Raw genomic sequence first — 15774 nt, 5'->3', positions numbered from 1 at the left:
TGGGGGGGGGGCAGTGCCTCAAGCTGGTCGCTCGTTGGGAGGCCCCACCCCCAACCCCTCCCCTAATGGGGAGGGGCTTTTTGAAATCAGGCTAGCCCCAATCCGCCCACCGCCAGATCGATCAACTTGATCCCGATGAACGGCGCGAGCAGGCCGCCCAGGCCGTAGACGGCAAGGTTGCGCGCCAGCAGCGGCCCGGCACCGATCGCCCGGTATTTGACGCCCTTCAGCGCCAGCGGCACCAGGCACGGGATGATCAGCGCGTTGAAGATGATCGCTGACAGGATCGCCGAGCGCGGGCTGCCGAGCCCCATCACGTTGAGTACGCCGAGGACCGGATAGAGCACCACGAACATCGCCGGGATGATCGCGAAATATTTGGCGACGTCGTTGGCCACCGAGAAAGTCGTCAGAGCGCCGCGCGTCATTAACAGCTGTTTGCCCAGGCCGACGATCTCGATCAGCTTGGTTGGGTCACTGTCGAGATCGACCATATTGCCCGCCTCGCGCGCTGCCTGGGTGCCGGTGTTCATCGCCACCCCGACATCGGCCTGGGCGAGGGCGGGGGCGTCGTTGGTGCCGTCGCCGCACATCGCGACCAGCTTGCCGCCGGTCTGTTCGGTGCGGATCAGCGCCAATTTGTCCTCGGGAGTCGCCTCGGCGAGGAAATCGTCGACTCCGGCCTCGGCGGCGATCGCGGCGGCGGTCAGCGGGTTGTCGCCGGTGATCATCACCGTGCGGATCCCCATGCGGCGCAACTCGGCGAAGCGCTCGCGGACGCCCGCCTTGACCACGTCCTTGAGCGCGACGGCACCCAACAGCCTGCCGTTGCGGACCACGGCGAGCGGAGTCATGCCGCCGCGCGCGATCTCGTCGGTCGTCCGCTTGATCTCCACCGCGCCGGGCGTGTCGGCGCCCAGCATCTTGAGGATCGAATCGACCGCGCCTTTCAGCACCTTGTTGTCGCCGACCTGGATGCCCGAGCTGCGCGTCTGCGCGGTGAAGGGGATGATATCGGCGTCGGCCGGCAAGGTCGTGGCGAGCGCGAACTTCTCGCGAGCGAGCGTGACGATCGAGCGGCCTTCGGGCGTCTCGTCGGCCAGGCTGGCGAGCATCGCCGCCTCGGCCAGCGTCTTCACATCGACGCCGGTCACCGGGCGGAACTCGCTCGCCTGACGGTCGCCGATCGTGATCGTGCCGGTCTTGTCGAGCAGCAAGGTATCGACGTCGCCCGCGGCCTCGACCGCGCGGCCCGATTTGGCGAGCACGTTGAAGCGGATCAGGCGGTCCATCCCCGCGATACCGATCGCCGACAGCAAGGCAGCGATGGTGGTCGGGATGAGGGTGATCAACAGTGCCGCCAGGATCGCGACAGGCACGCTGCCGCCGGCATAGCTGGCGAAACCGGGGATCGTGCCGACGGCGATCAGGAAGATGATCGTCAGACCGACGAGCAGGATGGTGAGCGCGATCTCGTTCGGCGTCTTCTGCCGCTCGGCACCTTCGACCAACGCGATCATGCGGTCGAGGAATCCCTGGCCGAGCTCCTGGGTCACGCGGACCTTGATCCGGTCGGAGATGACGCGGGTGCCCGCGGTCACTGCCGAGCGGTCGCCGCCTGCCTCGCGAATGACCGGCGCGGATTCGCCAGTAATCGCGGCTTCGTTGACGCTGGCGACGCCCTCGACCACTTCGCCGTCGGCGGGAATCAGGTCGCCGGTCTCGACCAGCACCATCTCGCCCTTTTGCAGCCGCCACGCTTCGACTTTGCCCCAGGTATCGCCGACGCCGGTCAGGCGCTTGGCCTGGAGTTCGGACTTGGTGGCGCGCAGGCTGGCGGCCTGGGCGCGGCCGCGCCCTTCGGCCAGCGCTTCGGCGAAGGTGCCGAACAGCACGGTCAGCCAGAGCCAGACGATCAGCTGGAGCTGGAAGCCGACGGGCAGCTTCTCGCCGCCAAGCGCGAGCAGCACGGTCAGCAGCAGCGCGATCACCGCGGTGGTGAACAGCACCGGGTTCTTGATCAGCTGGCGCGGATCGAGCTTCTTGAAGGAGTCGCCGATCGCCGGGACGACCAGGTTCGCCGAGAACATCGAGGTGGCAATTGTCATCTTGGGTTACTCTCAGAAGAGCTGGCCGTGGATCATCGCGAGATGATCGGCGATCGGTCCGAGCGCGAGGCTTGGCAGGAAGGTGAGGCCGCCCAGGATCAGGATGATCCCGACGAGCAGCCCGACCCACAGGCCGCCGGTGGTCGGGAACGATCCCGCGCCGGCCGGCGTGTATTTCTTGGCCGCCAGGCTGCCGGCGATGGCGAGCACGGGGACGATCATGAAGAAGCGTCCGACCCACATCGCGACCGCCAGCAGGCCATTGTACCAGGGCGTGCCCGCGGTCAGGCCGGCGAAGGCGGAGCCGTTGTTCCCGGTCGCCGAACTGAAGGCGTAGAGGATCTCGGTGAAGCCGTGCGGTCCCTTGTTGAGCGGCCCGGCCAGCCCGTCGGGCATGACCGAGGACAGAGCGGTGAACCCGAGGATCGACAATGGCAGCACGGCGATCGCCAGCACCGCGAGTTTGACCTCGCGCGCTTCGATCTTCTTGCCGACATATTCCGGGGTGCGGCCGACCATCAGCCCGGCGACGAACACCGCCAGGATCGCGAACAACAGGAAGCCGTACATCCCCGAGCCGACCCCGCCGACGACGATCTCGCCCAACTGCATGTTGAATAGCGGGACCAGGCCGCCCAACGCGGTCAAGCTGTCGTGCATCGCGTTGACCGCGCCGCATGAGGCGGCGGTAGTGACCGCGGTGAACAAGGCGCTGGCGGGGGTGCCGAAGCGGACTTCCTTGCCTTCCATGTTCGCGCCTGCGAGGCCGAGATGATGGAGGACCGGGTTACCTGCGGCTTCCTGCCAATAGACGACGATGGCGCCGGCAAGGAACAGGATGGTCATCGCGCCAAGGATCGCCCAGCCCTGACGTGTGTCACCGACCGCCTTGCCGAACGTGTAGGTCAGCCCGACGCCGATCGCGAAGATCGACAGCATCTGGACAAGGTTGGTCAGCGCCGAGGGGTTCTCGAACGGATGCGCCGAATTGGCGTTGAAGAAGCCGCCACCGTTGGTGCCGAGCATCTTGATCGCTTCCTGGCTGGCGACCGGGCCCATCGTAATGGTCTGTTTGACGCCTTCCAGCGTGGTCGCGTCGACCGACATGGCGAAGGTCTGCGGCACGCCGCTCAGCACGAAATAGAGCGCGTAGATCACGCAGATCGGCAGCAGCAGATAGAGGGTAATCCGGGTGATATCGGCCCAGAAATTGCCGATACCGTTCGACGCGGTGCCGCCCGGCGCCGGGTTGGGGGAGGGGCGCCGGGCGAACCCGCGGAACAGCGCGAAAGCGATGGCGATGCCGGTCGCCGCGCTGAGGAAATTGTGGATCGTCAGCGCCATCATCTGGCTGAGGTTCGACATGGTCGATTCGCCGACATACCATTGCCAATTGGTGTTGGTGACGAAGGCGATGGCGGTGTTCATCGACCCGTCCGCGCCGACCCCGGGCAGCTTGCTCTGGTTGAACGGCAGGAAGAACTGCGCGCGCAAGATCAGATAGGTCAGCAACACCGTGATCAGCTGGAAGACCAGCATATGGACCGCATAGCGGCGCCAGCTCTGGTCGGTGTCGGGATCGATCCCGGACAAGCGATAGAAGCCGCGCTCGACCGGGCCGAGCACGGCATGGAGCGGCGTGCGGCGTCCTTCATAGAGCGCGAACAGCCATAGTCCCATCGGCTTGGCGAGCGCGGCGAGAATAGCGACGAAGAGCGCGATCAGCGCCCATCCCTGAAGCGTCATGAGTTTATCCTCAGAACCGTTCGGGCCGCACAAGGACGGCGACGAGATAGATCAGCAGGCCGAATGCGGTCAGCCCAGCGAGCGCGAGGTGCAGGTTCATTTCAGGCGTTGTCGCACAGGCGCACGAAGGCGAGCGTCGCCAGGAACAGCCCGCCGAGTATGGCGAGCCAGATGATGTCGGGCATGATCGGCCTCCTATTGGTCGGCCGGCGAGATAGGAGGGTAGGGCATTAAGGTGCGCGGGCGAAAGCGTGGCCGCGGCATTAAGAAGCCATTAGAATCGGACCGTCGTGACTTGCCTTATCCGCGGTTCATGCCGATCCCGTGCTCCTGATTTCGCCGGAACATTGGAGTTTTGCACATTTTGCCCGACGATAACCGCCCTTCACCCGACGCGCTGCTCCGGGCAGCGAAGGCCGAAGAGCGCGGACGACTGAAGATCTTCCTCGGCGCCGCGCCCGGGGTCGGCAAAACGTTCGAGATGCTGCGCGAAGGCGCCGAGCGCCAGCGCGCCGGAATCGACGTGGTGGTCGCGGTGGTCGAGACACATGGCCGCGCGGAGACCCAGGCGTTGGTCGAACCGCTCGAGGTTATAGCTCGCCGGCCGATCGACTATCAGGGACACCAACTCGAGGAAATGGACCTGGACGCGGTGCTGGAGCGCCGGCCGCAGCTCGTCCTGGTCGACGAATTCGCGCACACCAATGCGCCGGGCAGCCGCCATCCCAAGCGCTGGCAGGACGTGATGGAACTGCTCGATGCCGGGATGGACGTCTATACCACGCTCAACGTCCAGCACGTCGACAGCCTCAATGACGTGGTCGCCAGCTTCACCCGCGTGCGGGTGCGCGAAACCGTCCCCGACAGTGTGTTCGACGGCGCCGAGGTCGAGGTCGTCGACCTACCGCCCGATGAACTGATCGAGCGACTGAAGGCGGGCAAGGTCTACATCCCGGCCGAGGCTACCCGTGCGCTCGACCGCTTCTTCTCCAAGGCCAATCTGTCGGCGCTGCGCGAGATGGCGCTGCGCCGGGCCGCGCAGAGCGTCGATCAGGCACTGACCGAGCATCTCGATACCCATGCCGTGACGGGAACCTATGCGGGTGGCGAGCGCGTGCTGGTGGCGGTCAGCGAGTTGCCGGGCGCGGACACATTGGTCCGCTCTGCCAAGCGCTTGGCCGATGCGTTGAAGGCTCCATGGCAAGCGGTGTTCATCGAAACGCCGCGCGCAGCCGGGTTCGGCGAGGAGCAGCGGCGCCAGATCGCCGATATGCTGGGGCTCGCCGCCAGCCTGGGTGCGACGATCGCCACCGTGCCTGCCGAGAGCGTCACAGCGGGCCTGCGCGACCAGATCGCCGAGGCGCGGATCACCCAATTGGTGATCGGCAAATCGAGCCGCAGCTGGTGGTTCGCCTTGCGCCACCGCTCGGTGGTCGAAGCGATGCTGGCGACGGGCGAGGGCTTGGCAGTCCATGTCATTCCGGCCGGCGACGCGCCGCAGCGGATCAGGACCAATGTTCCACGCGGCGACTGGAGCCTCGCGATCGACGCGTTCGTGCCGCTGCTGTTGGTGGCCATGACCACGGTCCTGGCCCAGGCGGTCGAGCCGTGGATCGGACCCGGTGGGATCGACCTCATCTATCTGCTGCCGGTGATCGTGGCGTCGGCGCGCCTAGGGCTGTGGCCTGGTGTCGGAACCGGCATCCTGGCGGGGCTGACCTATAATTTCTTCTTCCTGCCGCCGCTCTACACCTTCACCATTGCCGATCCGCAGAGCGTGCTGACGATGTTCGTCCTGATCGGCATCGCCACTTTCACCGCCAATCTGACCGGCCGGCTTAGGGTACGGGCGACGATCGGCGCGCGCAGCGCCCAGGAGAATGCTGCGGTCGCCGGGTTCGGCCAAGCGCTGGCCCGCGCCTCGGACTGGCGGACGACCAGCCAGACGATCTGCAGCGAAGCGGCACGCCTGCTCGGCGTGACCGTGATCCTGCTCGACCAGCGCGACGGCGAACTCGCCTGCATCGCGTCGGCGCCGGGCCCGACGGCGGAACTCGGCACTGTCGATCGCGCCGCCGCCGACTGGGCGTGGAGCAGGGGCGAGGCGACCGGGGTCGGTACTGCCACCCTGGTCTCCGCGGACTGGCAGTTCCAGCCGCTCAAGACCTCGCTTGGCGTGCTAGGCGTCGTGGGCCTGCTCGCCGAGGACGGCGGCAACCCGGTTGGCGCCGATCGCGCGGTATTGCTGACCACCTTGCTCGGCCAGGCCGCGCTGGCGCAGGAGCGGCTGAAGCTCGAGGATCAATTGCGCGACGTATCGGTCCTGCGCGAGCGCGACCGGCTGCGCGCGGCGTTGCTGTCGTCGATCGGGCACGATCTGCGCACGCCGCTGACCTCGGTCGCTGCCTCGGTCGACGCCTTGGCGCGGCAATATCCCGATGCCGCGGCGGTACCGCTGGCGCGGGCCGACATCGCCCGGCTGCGGCGTTTCCTCGACAATCTGCTCGACATGGTGCGGCTCGATTCGGGCGCGCTGGTGATTTCCCCCGAGGCGATCGACCTGACCGACGCGGTGGCAAGTGCGGTTCACGATCTCAAGGACTTGTTGCGCGGTGTGCATATCGACTTGCAAGTGCCGGTCGATCTGCCGCTGGTCCGCGCCGACCCGACCTTGCTTCACCATGTGCTGATCAACCTGCTCGCCAATGCCGCCATCCATGGCGGCGACGGCCGCGTCGCGATCGTCGGCAAGCGGATGCCCGACAGCGTCTTGCTGGCGGTGCGCGATCACGGCCCAGGGCTGGAGGCAGGGTCGGAAAAGCGCGTGTTCGACACCTTCGCACAAGGGCGCGGCAGCGACCGCAGCGGCGGTAGCGGGCTCGGCCTCGCCATCGCCAAGGGGTTCGCCGAAGCGATGCAGGTCGGCATCGCCGCGCGCAACCATCCCGATGGCGGCGCCGAATTCTCGCTCGCCTTCGCCGTGTAACCGGTTTTTTGCCGGCCCGGCTCTGCCGCACCTCATTTCGTCGCAAGGCCGATTGTACATCAAACCGATCGGAATAGCTTTGGGTCAGGCGCCGCCGAGTCGGAGGCGCTCGCAAGAACAGAGGCGACGCGCCCGCTTGGGAGAGCTGTCATGGATCGCGACTTCGATACGTCGTTCGACAAGCCTGTTCCGATCATCGTCTCGGTCAAGGGCGATACCCAGATCGCGGCGCGATTGCAGCGCGTGGATCTCGATCTTTCCCGCTTTCACAGCGGACGCTGGGCATTGCAGCTCGATGCGGTAATGGCCAATCGCGCCGAGCCCGCCGTCATCCTGGCGCAGGGCGTGGCCTGTCTGGCGGTCGCCTGGTGGGCGCAGCTCTCGCCGCGCTCGTACTTACGCAACATCCGCGGCGCGGTGCTCTTGTCGCCGCTAAGCTATGGCTTCGGCCAGTCGGCGATCGCACGCAACGTCCGCCTCAGCCCTGCCACCAAGCTGCCGTTCCCGTCGATCGTCGCCTGCGATCCGTCGCCTGCGGTCGAACAGGTGCTGGCGCTGGCCGACAGCTGGGGAAGCCGCTTTGTCGATGCGAGCAGTCTGACGCCGGGGCACCCGAGCAATCGCAGCGCGATCGGCACGCATGCCGAGGAGCGGCTGGTCGGCCTTCTCTCGACGCTGGGCTCGGACGCGTTCGCCTGCGCAATACCCGAACGCGCCGATCCGGAGCGGCTGCTCGCGTTGGTTGACTAACACGCGGTGACAGCGGTGCGCTTCGCCTTTAACAAGGCGGGGTGACCGGGGGCGACGCCACAAGAACGCTGCGTATGATATTGGCGATCATGCGCGCCCTGGCCGCGATGAGCCCGCGACGAACGGCGATTGCCTTGGGCCTCGCGCTTGGCGGCGCCGCGGTCGAAGGTGCAGGCCTGTTGCTTCTCGTGCCGATCCTGACTGTGGTGACGGGTGGCGGTCCCGGCTGGGTGCATCGCTACGCCGCGCAATGGGGCATTGCCGGCACCCCGCATTTGATCGCGTGGATGATGATCGCATTCATGGCGATGATGGTCGTGCGCGGGCTGGTTCTCTATGCGCGCGATCTTTCGATGCAGTCGCTCCAGGCGCGGTTCGTCGATGCCCAGCGCCTGCGCATCCTTCGCGCGCTCGCGGTTGCGCCGTGGCGGGAAATCGCTGCGCTCGATCATTCGCGGACGACGACGTTGATCGGGATCGACGTGATGCGGATCGGCGTCACTGCCCAGCAATTGGTCCAAATCGGCGTCGCAGTGATCTCCACCCTGGTGCAACTTGCGGTAGTCGCTGCACTTGCCCCGATGCTGGCGCTGATCGCGGGCATTGGACTGGTAATCGGCGCGGTGCTGATCGCGTTCAACCAGGCGCGCAACCACAGCAGCGGCGAGCTGGCGATGCGCGCGGGCCAGAATATGATGAGCAATGCCAGCAGCTTCCTCGGCGGGCTCAAGATCGCGGCCGCGCAACAGATGCGCGATCGTTTTGTCGACGAGTTCGCCGCATCGCAATCGGTCGCGCGGCGGCGGCAATTATGGTTCCAGCGCGACCAGGCGCGCGCGCGCTTGTGGTTCACACTGGGGTCGGCGGTGGCGCTGGCGGGAGTCGTTCTGGCGGGGATCAACCTGCTGGGTGTGCCGCCGGCACGACTGATCATCGTCGTGCTGGTGTTCGGCCGGATGGTGGGACCGGCCCAGGCGATTCAGCAATCGATCCAGCAAGTCGCTTATGGCGTCCCTGCCTTCGAAGCGGTGCGTGAGGCGGAGCGCCATTTCGGCGCGTTCGCTCAGGCCGAGGCCGACGTCCCTCCGCCGGGGCCGATCGAGCTGTCGCACGTGACCTATCGTCATCAGGGCGGCGGCGGCGTGGGCGACGCCACGCTGACCATCGCCGAAGGATCGATCACCGGGCTAACCGGCGCGAGCGGCGGCGGCAAGACCACGTTGGTCGACGTCATCACCGGCCTGCTCGAGCCGCAAGCGGGTACGATAACCGTTGGCGGGCGAGCGCTTGGCGGCGGCTGGGGCGGAGCGATCGCCTATGTCCCGCAGGACGGCTTCCTGTTCCACGACAGCGTGCGCCGCAACCTCGATTGGGGCGATGAGACGGTCAGCGAGGACATGATGCATGCGGCGATCGACGCGGTCGGCGCGACTGCGATCGTCGCGCGGATGCCCCGGGGGATCGACAGCGTGGTGGGGGAGCGAGGCGCCCTGTTGTCGGGCGGCGAACGTCAGCGCCTCGCGATCGCCCGCGCGCTGCTACGCAAGCCGCGCCTGCTGGTGCTCGACGAGGCGACCAACGCGATCGATCAGGGAAGCGAGGGCGATCTGCTCACGCGCTTGGCCGCGCTCGACCCGCGCCCGACGATCCTGATCGTCGCGCATCGCGATTCGAGCTTGCGGCTGTGCGATACGCTGATCCGCGTCGATGACGGAGTTGCGCGGGTTGTGGGGTGACCTCAAACGTCATGCCGAGCTCGTCCCGGCATCCACCGTGCCGGCAGCGAGCAGCAAGAAGTTTTAATCCCCGGCCGCCTTGCCCGGCAGACCCCGGCACAAGGCCGGGGGGACGGTGAAGGGCTAGGTCTAGATCGCCCCCGCGAAGGTATCGCACTGGCGATAGTCGCCGCTGTCCATCCCGCGCTTGAGCCAGCTCATTCGCTGCTGCGAGGTACCGTGCGTGAAGCTCGCCTCGACCACGCGGCCCTGCGTCTCGCGCTGCAACGTGTCGTCGCCGATCGCGTGCGCGGCGGTCATGCCTTCCTGCAAATCGCCGGGATCCAGGCGGTCACGATTCTGTGCCGCCCAGACGCCGGCGTAGCAATCGGCCTGGAGCTCGAGCATCACCGACAGGCGATTGCCGTCGGCCTCGCTCGAGCTGCGTTGCAAGCGGGTGACCTTGTCGGACGTGCCCATCAAATTCTGGATGTGATGGCCGAATTCGTGCGCGATGACATAATCCTGCGCGAAGTCGCCGGGCGCGCCGAAGCGCTGCGACAATTCCTGGAAGAAACTGGTGTCGAGATAAATGCCCTGGTCGTTGGGGCAATAGAATGGCCCCATCGCCGATTGCGCCGCGCCACACCCTGACTGGCCGTTGCCGCCATAGAAGACGAGCTTGGGGGCGACGAAGTGCTGGCCCTGCTGTTGGAAGATCGCTGCCCAGGTCTTGTCCGCGGAGCTGAAGGCATTGCACGCCACCTTGGACGACGCGTCGAGATTGCAGCTGGACCGCACATCGCTGCCGCCGGCGGTACGGCTCGCCTCGGTCGGGGCGCGACTGCCGCCGGTGCTGCCGGTATCGGCGAATTGCAGCCCGCCGCTGAACAGGAAGAACAGCCCGACGACAACCGCCACGCCCAGACAGCCGAATCGGTTGAAGATGAACGGCAGGAACGCAAACAGCAGCCCGCCGCCGCCTCCACCGCCACCGAATCCGCCAAACCCGCTGCCGCCCTGGCCGCGCTGATCCTCGACATTGATGTTGGGATCATAATCGTCGAGCCGCATCGGCTACCCCTCTCGTCGTTTGCGTCGCCTATCAAAATGCGCCCCAACGCCCATGGTTGCAATCGCCCGATTGATCGACTCGGGCTCTTGGCCCATGCGGACTCGCGATGGCCGAGACCAAAGCCCGCCGCCGCGCCAAGGCGCTCCCATTGCCCGAACAGGTGGCCCTGGTGCTCCAGGGGGGTGGAGCGCTCGGCAGTTATCAGGCCGGTGTGATCGAAGGGCTGGAGACCAATGGGATCGAGCTCGACTGGGTCGCCGGCATTTCGATCGGCGCGGTCAATGCCGCGATCGTCGCCGGCAACCCGCCCGAGCGCCGGGTCGAACGACTGACGGCGTTCTGGGACAAGGTGACGAGTTCGCTGCCCAGCTTTCCTATCTTTCCAGACGATATGGTGCGTGAGGCATTGCACGAATGGTCGGCGGGGTTCGTGATGCTGGCGGGCGTTCCCGGCTTCTTCTCGCCGCGTGGCCTGCCGCCGGTGATGGCGGCCCCGGGGTCCAATGCCGCCCTTAGTTTCTACGACAGTGCGCCGCTCGAAAATACGCTCAACGAGCTGGTCGACTGGGATCTGCTCAATGACGGGCCGGTCAGGCTGTCGGTCGGAGCGGTCGATGTTGAAAACGGCAATTTCCGCTATTTCGACAACCGGCTCGAGCGGATCGATGCGCGCCACATCATGGCCTCGGGCGCGTTGCCGCCCGGCCTGCCGCCGGTGGAGATTGACGGGCGGCTATGGTGGGACGGCGGTCTCGTCTCCAACACCCCGCTTAGCCATGTGCTCGATCATCAGACCGAGGGCCTGCTGGTGTTCCAGGTCGACCTGTTTCCGTCGATCGCGGTGCGGCCGCGGACGATCATGGACGTGATGGCGCGCGAGAAGGAAATCCGCTTTTCGAGCCGGTCGCGTGAAATCTCGACCCAGTTGATGCGGTTGCGCAAGGATCGCGAGATCGCACGGCGCGTGCTCGCCAAATTGCCGCCGGAAATGGGCAACGACCCCGACGTCCGCGCGCTCGCGGAGCGGTCTGCCGAATATCCGGTCAATCTGGTCCATCTGATCTATCGCGCAAATGCCTGGGAGGGCGGCGCGCGAGACTTCGAATTCTCGGCGCGGACGATGCGCGAGCATTGGCAGGCAGGCAGCGAGGATGTCGCGGCGACGATGGCCAATGCCGAACTGGTCGCCGAGAACATCATCGACGGCAAGACCGCCGCTTTCGACCTCACCCCCCGCTAAGGAGAAGACCCGCATGTTCCTCAAGGGCAAGAGCGCCATCGTCACCGGTTCGACCTCGGGCATCGGGCTGGCCTATGCCAAGGCGTTCGCCGCCGAGGGGGCGAACGTGATGATCAACGGCTTTGGCGACGCCGCGGCTATCGAGACGGAACGCGCCGCGCTGGAGACGACGAGTGGGGCGAAGGCGCTGTACGACGCCGCCGACATGACCAAGCCCGAGGCGATCGAGGCGATGGTCAAGCGCTGCCATGACGAGATCGGCGGGCCCGACATCATCGTCAACAATGCCGGCATCCAGCACGTCGCGCCGATCGACGAGTTCCCGATCGATAAATGGGATGCGATCATCGCGATCAACCTGACCAGCGCGTTCCACATGATGCGCGCGTCGATCCCCTACATGAAGGCGGCGAAATGGGGTCGGATCATCTCGACCGCCTCGGCGCACAGCCTGGTCGCGAGCCCCAACAAATCGGCCTATGTCGCCGCCAAGCATGGCATCGCCGGCCTGACCAAGACCGCGGCGCTGGAAGTCGCGACCGACGGGATCACGGTCAATGCGATCTCGCCTGGCTATGTCTGGACGCCGCTGGTCGAGAACCAGATCCCGGACACGATGAAAGCGCGTGGCCTGACGCGCGAGCAAGTGATGAACGACGTGCTGCTCGCCGCCCAGCCGACCAAGGAATTCGTCACCCCAGAACAGGTCGCGGCGCTCGCCTTGTTCCTGTGCCGCGACGAGGCCAAGTCGATCACCGGCGCCAATATGACTGTCGACGGCGGCTGGACCGCGGCCTGACGTATCGCTTGCGCAACCAACCGCCCGGCGGTTGGTTGTCGCTATATGAAAAGGGCGCATCTGGGGACACTGGCGGGTGCCCTCATCATTGCCGTGGCCGTTCCGGCGGCGGCGAAAGACGACATTCCCGCCGATTGGCACCGCGTCGCGACGCCGGACGACCGCACGCGGTTGCGCAATACCCGTCAGGCGTGGCTGGAGGGGCTGGCCAAGGCGCGCGCCGCGGGCCAGGGCTGGGCGATTGCCGCGCAAGGCATGCTGTTCGATCCCGATCGCGCCCTGGTGGGTGCAAAGCCGCCCGCCGGTGATTATCGATGCCGCGTCTTCAAGCTCGGCGGACAGCGGTCGGGCAATCGCGATTTCACTGCCTATCCCGCCTTCCGCTGCCGCATCGATCCCGAGGGCGAGATGCTGAGTTTCTACAAAATCGGCGGCTCGCAACGCCCGGCGGGGCTGGTGTTCGACGACGGCGGCTATCGCCAGATATTTCTCGGCACGCTGTCGCTCGGCGACGAAGAGCTTCCGATGGACTATGGCCGCGATGCCAATCGCGACATGGCTGGAATCGTCCAGCGGATCGGGCCGCGGCGCTGGCGGCTGGTGCTGCCCTATCCGCATTTCGAATCTTTGCTCGACGTGGTCGAGCTGGTGCCGATCGACTGACCCTCGGCGTGTCGCGGCATCGGTTCAGCCGTGCGCACCCACCACTGCAGGATTTTGGCAAAGAAAATGCCCGCCGAGATCGACCCGGCGGGCATCCTTTCCTCCCCAGGAAAGTCGGAAACCTTACAAGACTGAAGCGCAGACGCTCGTCTCTGAGCGGGCATCTGGCCGAATTTCGTGCGCGGGGCGATATCGCATCGGTCTGCTCCGAGGTCAGGATGTCGACTGATCGGGCTACATAGCCGGTCGGTATGTAAAATATTGACAATTAGCCGCCACCACCGGATCGCTGCTGCTGGGCAATTCTATTCGAGGGCTGGGATGGCGGATCGCAAATTGCTGGCGGGACATGCGGTTCGACGGTTGCGTAGGCGCGCTGGACTGACTCAGGCGGGAATGGCGGAGATGCTCGTCATCTCGCCCAGCTATCTCAATCTGGTCGAAAAGAACCAGCGTCCGCTATCTGCCGCCCTGCTAGTCAAGCTCGCCGAAACGTTCGACTTCGATCCGCGCGCGCTGGCGGCAGGTGAGCCCGGCGGCGGGGCGGCGGCGATCCGGCGGCGGCTGGCCGATCCGATATTCGCCGACCTCGAGATCGACCGTAACGAAGTGGAGGAATGGCTGGCGGGTGCGCCGGGCGGCGCCGAAGCCTTTGCGCGCGTGTTCGATCGGCTGGGGCAAGGAGCGGCAACAGGGGATGTCGGCGGCCCGGCCGACGTGATCGCCGAATTGCGCAAGGAGATCGAGCGCTGGCGCGGCCATTATGCCGATCTCGACGCGGCGGCGGAGGCGCTGGCCGACGAATTGCGGATGGGGGCCGGCGACCTTTATGGCGCGATTGCCGAGCGCCTGCGCGTCAAGCATCAACTTACCATCCGGATTCTGCCGGTCGACGTAATGCCCGATCTGCTGCGGCGCACTGACCTCCATGCCCGCCAGCTGCAAGTGTCCGAGACGCTCGACGCCGCCAGCCGCACCTTTGCCGCCGCCTATCAACTCGGCCAGATCGAGGCGCGGTCGATGGTCGAGGCGCTGGTTCAGGGCGCCGCGTTCGCCGACCGGGCGGGCGAGCGACTCTATCGCCGTTATCTGACGAGCTATTTCGCCGCGGCCGTGATGATGCCTTATGCCCGCTTCCTGCGCGCCTGCGAGGCGACCGGCTACGACCTCGAATTGCTGCAGCGGCGCTTCGGCGCCGGGTTCGAGCAGGTCGCGCACCGGCTGACCACGCTCCAGCGTGTGGGCGCGCGCGGGCTGCCCTTCTTCATGGTGCGGATCGATCGCGCCGGTCAGGTCTCGAAGCGGTTCTCGGGAGCGAGCGGTTCGCCGCTGGTCGAAAGCGACCGGCGCTGCCCGCTCTGGCGCGTGCATTCGGCGTTCGACCGGCCCGGAGAGCTTGCGGTGCAGCTGGTCGAACTCGAGGATGGTGCGCGCTGGCTGACGCTCTCCCGCACCGTGACGCCGCAGGGCCGCCGTTATGGCGCGGTGCAGGCGGAATTCGCGGTTGGACTGGGTGTCGCGGCGGACGTGGCGGGCGGCATGGCGGCGGCACGAGGAATCGACCTGACGGGGGAGGCTACCCCGATCGGCCTGGGCTGTCGCGCGTGCGCCCGACCATCCTGCCCGCAACGCAGCGCCGCGCCGGCGGGCCGCGCCCTACTGGTCAACGAACGCGAGCGCGGGGTCAGCCCGTTCACCTTCGGCGGCGATTGACGATCTCGATTGAAGTTTAGCCGCCAACTCTGTCGGTCATCGCGGCGGCCAGGATATCGTAGAGTTGCCGTGCGGCAGGCTCGAGGATGCGGCCGCCATCATGGATCGACAAGACGAACGGCTCGCCGGTCGGATCGGGAAGTCCCTCTTCAATGCCGAGGACGTGCAGATCGGCCGGGACGCCGACGGGAATGCGCAAGGTCACGCCGAGTCCGGCTTCGACCGCTGCCCACAGGCCGCGCGCGCTCGCGCTGGTCAGCACGACGCGCCAGGGGATACCGGCGGCTTCCAGCAAGGCGAGTGCGCGCTGACGAAAGAAGCAGGGCGCTTCGGTCAGGATGAGTGGCAGCGGCTCGCCACCCTCCGGATCCCAATGCAAGCGGCGGGGCGATGGCCCGATCCAGATTGCCTTGAGCGCGACCAGCGGCCGGACATCGGCGCGGTCGGTCTGGTTCATGGCGAGCGCGACATCGAGCTCGCCGCGGTCCAGTCGCTCGATCAGCGCACGATTGCGATCGACGATCGTTTCCAGGCGCACGCCAGGATGCGCGCGATTGAATCGTCCGAGCACGTCGGGAAGCCAGGTTTCGGCGAGATCGGGGGGCAAACCGAAGCGCACCTGGCCCTGCGCCGCCGTGCCGCGGACCGCGATGAGCGCCTCGTCGTTGAGGTCGAGGATGCGACGGGCATAAGCGAGCAGGATTTCGCCGGCCGGCGTGGGCGCCAGGCCGCGGCCCTGTTTTTCGAACAGGGGCTCTCCGATCTGGTCCTCGATCTTGCGGACTTGCTGGCTGACCGCAGATTGCGAGCGCCCGACACGTTCCGCGGCGCGGCCGAACCCGCCCAATTGTTCGGCCAAGACCAACGTCCTCAGGACGTCCATATCGAGATTGGGCAGGAGCATTGCTTCAGAATAACTGAAGTGAAACATAAAAACTATGCGTTTTTATGGATGGAAAGGGTTGGGTAGCAGCGGTCA

Annotated in this window: 12 protein-coding genes; 7 read left to right on the top strand and 5 right to left on the bottom strand. The window is 66.3% G+C overall.

The annotated features are described in order from the left end of the window. Positions 1 to 86: 86 nt before the first annotated feature. From kdpB to kdpF, 3 genes are read right to left on the bottom strand one after another with little or no spacing between them, the layout of a single operon-like run. Entirely contained in the window at positions 87 to 2108 is a 2022-nt protein-coding gene (gene kdpB, locus SAS01S_RS14045; RefSeq protein ID WP_066809412.1) for a potassium-transporting ATPase subunit KdpB, read from the bottom strand. Positions 2109 to 2120: 12 nt separating this feature from the next. Then, complete coding sequence (gene kdpA, locus SAS01S_RS14040) at positions 2121 to 3854, bottom strand: potassium-transporting ATPase subunit KdpA (protein ID WP_066809410.1); 1734 nt, start codon at positions 3852 to 3854, stop codon at positions 2121 to 2123. 10 nt (positions 3855 to 3864) lie between these two features. Beyond that, positions 3865 to 3954 (bottom strand): K(+)-transporting ATPase subunit F, encoded by a 90-nt coding sequence (gene kdpF, locus SAS01S_RS14035; protein WP_066809408.1) that lies wholly within the window; start codon positions 3952 to 3954, stop codon positions 3865 to 3867. Between the two features lie 264 nt (positions 3955 to 4218). On the opposite strand from kdpF, the gene SAS01S_RS14030 reads away from it, so the two are divergent. The 3 genes from SAS01S_RS14030 (at position 4219) to SAS01S_RS14020 (ending at position 9326) form a co-directional block, all read left to right on the top strand. Next, positions 4219 to 6840 carry a DUF4118 domain-containing protein gene (locus tag SAS01S_RS14030; protein WP_066809406.1) on the top strand — a complete coding sequence of 874 codons (2622 nt, stop codon included), beginning with the start codon at positions 4219 to 4221 and terminating at the stop codon, positions 6838 to 6840. Positions 6841 to 6990: 150 nt separating this feature from the next. After that, positions 6991 to 7590: an alpha/beta hydrolase gene (locus SAS01S_RS14025; RefSeq protein ID WP_066809404.1), complete on the top strand. Its 600-nt coding sequence runs from the start codon at positions 6991 to 6993 to the stop codon at positions 7588 to 7590. Positions 7591 to 7664: 74 nt separating this feature from the next. Beyond that, complete coding sequence (locus SAS01S_RS14020; RefSeq protein ID WP_066809402.1) at positions 7665 to 9326, top strand: ATP-binding cassette domain-containing protein; 1662 nt, start codon at positions 7665 to 7667, stop codon at positions 9324 to 9326. A 129-nt stretch (positions 9327 to 9455) separates the two neighbouring features. On the opposite strand, the gene ypfJ is transcribed toward SAS01S_RS14020, so the two are convergent. After that, positions 9456 to 10379, bottom strand: a complete 924-nt coding sequence (gene ypfJ, locus SAS01S_RS14015; RefSeq protein WP_066809399.1) for a KPN_02809 family neutral zinc metallopeptidase — start codon at positions 10377 to 10379, stop codon at positions 9456 to 9458. 107 nt (positions 10380 to 10486) lie between these two features. Between ypfJ and SAS01S_RS14010 the strand changes: the two genes are divergently transcribed. The 4 genes from SAS01S_RS14010 (at position 10487) to SAS01S_RS13995 (ending at position 14795) form a co-directional block, all read left to right on the top strand. After that, positions 10487 to 11620: a patatin-like phospholipase family protein gene (locus tag SAS01S_RS14010; RefSeq protein WP_066809397.1), complete on the top strand. Its 1134-nt coding sequence runs from the start codon at positions 10487 to 10489 to the stop codon at positions 11618 to 11620. A gap of 13 nt (positions 11621 to 11633) precedes the next feature. Continuing rightward, positions 11634 to 12419: a 3-hydroxybutyrate dehydrogenase gene (locus tag SAS01S_RS14005; RefSeq protein ID WP_066809395.1), complete on the top strand. Its 786-nt coding sequence runs from the start codon at positions 11634 to 11636 to the stop codon at positions 12417 to 12419. A 45-nt stretch (positions 12420 to 12464) separates the two neighbouring features. Beyond that, on the top strand, positions 12465 to 13082 hold the full coding sequence (locus SAS01S_RS14000) for a DUF4893 domain-containing protein (protein ID WP_066809393.1): 618 nt from the start codon (positions 12465 to 12467) through the stop codon (positions 13080 to 13082). A 321-nt stretch (positions 13083 to 13403) separates the two neighbouring features. Then, on the top strand, positions 13404 to 14795 hold the full coding sequence (locus tag SAS01S_RS13995) for a helix-turn-helix domain-containing protein (RefSeq protein WP_066809390.1): 1392 nt from the start codon (positions 13404 to 13406) through the stop codon (positions 14793 to 14795). Positions 14796 to 14811: 16 nt separating this feature from the next. On the opposite strand, the gene SAS01S_RS13990 is transcribed toward SAS01S_RS13995, so the two are convergent. Continuing rightward, positions 14812 to 15699, bottom strand: a complete 888-nt coding sequence (locus SAS01S_RS13990) for a LysR substrate-binding domain-containing protein (protein WP_066809387.1) — start codon at positions 15697 to 15699, stop codon at positions 14812 to 14814. Positions 15700 to 15774 lie beyond the last annotated feature (75 nt).

This window comes from Sphingomonas asaccharolytica NBRC 15499 (assembly GCF_001598355.1).
In the GTDB taxonomy this organism is placed as follows: Bacteria; Pseudomonadota; Alphaproteobacteria; order Sphingomonadales; family Sphingomonadaceae; genus Sphingomonas; species Sphingomonas asaccharolytica.
This window is presented reverse-complemented; position numbering and strand designations above follow the sequence as displayed.